Below are 1,183 nucleotides of genomic sequence, written 5' to 3' on the forward strand. Positions count from 1 at the left end.
GTGCGGAGGTGGGTGGCGGGGGTGGTGGATTCACGGAGGCGTATGTCCCCGGCGGCGGTGGCGATTTCGACACAGGTGTCACCTTCGCCGCCGTCGGAGAACGTCGACTTCTGCCAGCGCGGGGTGTGCTTCATCGGTGTCTCACAGCTCCTTCGCCAAACGCTGGATGAAGTCCCGCGACGCCACGGGTTCGAGCGCCGCCTCCTCCACTCTACGAAGGAGTGTTCGGAGCCGTTGCAGCTGCGGTTCCTCATCGACGAAGACGACGCCGGTGGGGGCGTCCCGGAGGACGGTGTCCAGTCGCGGCACTGGTCCGCCGGTGTACATCATCGAGGCACCGGCACCGGCGAAGCCGTCCTGGTCGATGGGGATGACGCGCACGGTGACGTTGCCCTGTTCGATCCGGTCCAGGATCCAAAGGAGTTGAGCCACGGAGGTCTGGCGGTCGGCTACTCGGATGCGCAAGGCGAACTCGTGGACGATCGTCTCGTACGGGGTAGAAGCGTCGCCCTCGATGACTGAGCGCCTCTTCAACCGGTACTCGACCCGAGGCACGAGCTCGCTCTCGGGCAGCTCCGGGCGCATGTACCTGAAGACCGCTCGGGCGTAGTCCGGGGTCTGGAGGAGTCCCGGTACGCGGTTGACGACGATCTCGCGCAAATGCGTCGCGTGATGCTCCGTCTCGGCCACGTCCAGGTTCACCTGAGGCAGAACGTTCCGGTACTCGGTCCACCAGCCGCGGGCGCGGTCGCCGGCCATTGCCGCGAGTGCGTCGATCAACTCCTCGTCGGTGCACGCGTAGTGAGCTGCGAGGCGGCGGATGCGTTCCGCACTCACGGCCGCGATGCCTGCCTCCACCTGACTCATCTGCGTCGAAGTCGAGTTCAGAAACGCCGCTACCTCCCGGGCCTTCAAGCCGGCGGCCTCGCGCAACCTGCGCAGCTCCGCTCCCAGGCGCACTTGCCGCGCGGTGGGGTTGCTCCGTGCCGCCATGTACTCCCCAACGTCCTTGTCGGCATGCCACGTTCGGGTGCCAGATTACGGCAGCGGGTTGCAGAGGCCGAAATTAATGCCCTACCGTCAGTGATGCGCCGCACACGCTGCGGTGTCATCCGGTGCTCCGGAAGCGCACCACTCCGTCATGCCCCGACGGTTGAGGCAATGCCACCGGACCGCCCCCGAC

General features: G+C 66.6%; 2 protein-coding genes. Both read right to left on the reverse strand.

The window, feature by feature from the left end; all coding sequences use genetic code 11:
* Positions 1 to 254: DUF397 domain-containing protein (locus P1P70_RS44865; protein ID WP_319248286.1), on the reverse strand; the 254-nt coding region annotated here is incomplete at its 3' end.
* On the reverse strand, positions 142 to 993 hold the full coding sequence (locus P1P70_RS44870) for a helix-turn-helix transcriptional regulator (RefSeq protein ID WP_319248288.1): 852 nt from the start codon (positions 991 to 993) through the stop codon (positions 142 to 144). The genes P1P70_RS44870 and P1P70_RS44865, both read right to left, overlap by 113 nt.
* Positions 994 to 1,183 lie beyond the last annotated feature (190 nt).

The organism is Streptomyces sp. MB09-02B (assembly GCF_033794485.1).
Classification (GTDB): domain Bacteria; phylum Actinomycetota; class Actinomycetes; order Streptomycetales; family Streptomycetaceae; genus Streptomyces.